Below are 1,150 nucleotides of genomic sequence, written 5' to 3' on the forward strand. Positions count from 1 at the left end.
TTAACATCATCAAAAATAGTTACAGTCATGTTCTCAATGATTTCACGACCACAGTTATCTATAAAGCTATACTTTACATTGAATGATGCACAGTTAGAATCTGGTGCAGTGTATTCTGGCTTAGCTAATCCGCTAATGTTACAAGCTCCTTCCATTCCATTTGTGTAATACAATTCTGGAATTAAAGATTCTAAGTTATTTCTGTCTTCACAAGAAATACTAATGTTTCTTGGCTCGTTAAATACAGCTTGTTTAGCTGGTCTAACTGTAATAGTTTGCTTATGCCAAGCGTTGTTTCCACACTCGTCTGTAGCTTTCCACCATCTTTCGATGATTCCACCAGCACACTCTTCACCTTCAACAATTGTTGATTGCTCTTCATGTAACTTAGCTTTTCCGCTTGGTGCACAGTTATCTGTGTAAGGAATTGCTACTGCATCTGGAATCTTATCACAGTCTACAGTAATATCTTTTAAGCCTTCAATAGCTTTTTCATTAAATACTGGTGCTGATTGATCGCTTCCTGAATAAGTAATAGAAAATTCAAACGCATTATCATCACAGTAATCTTTTACTGTATATACGTGAATCTCTACCCATCCGCAATCATCATTCTTAGTTTTTACACGCTTAGATACTAACTCTCCGCTAACTTTTACGTGCTCACAGTTATCAGTATATAAAGCTGCAATCTCATCTGCCGTTGGAGCAATTGGGCGGTTGTCAAAACATAGATCTAGGTCTAGCTTGTCTGCAATAAGTGCATTATAAGCTGCTTTGTTTTGCTTTGGTACCCATGGTGCTTTAGCGTCTCCTCCATTATACTTTACAGTAAATGGTGTTACTTCGCCTGCACACTTTACTGAATAAACATAATAATATGTCCAACTACAGTGTGTACTTCCTTTTGCAAATCCAGTGGCAACTCCCCATTCGCCATCAACTCCTTGTTGTGGAGCTACTGGGTGAATTTGAAATTCTTCATCTGAATCGTGACATGCATCAAAAAATCCATCAAAGTAACCAGGTGCCATTAATTCTGACACTGATTTCATTGCTGGCACTTCGTGCATACAGCCATTAACAGGACCTAACTCCTCGCCACCACCAGTGTTATTCGCTCCGGTGCCTTGCGCGTAAGATAAGCTCG

General features: G+C 39.0%; 1 pseudogene. It reads right to left on the minus strand.

What is annotated here, in order from left to right:
- Positions 1–1,150, minus strand: a pseudogene (locus HB672_RS14635) (hypothetical protein); the annotation flags it as partial.

It is taken from the genome of Gaetbulibacter sp. S0825 (assembly GCF_011777505.1).
GTDB lineage: Bacteria > Bacteroidota > Bacteroidia > Flavobacteriales > Flavobacteriaceae > Pontimicrobium.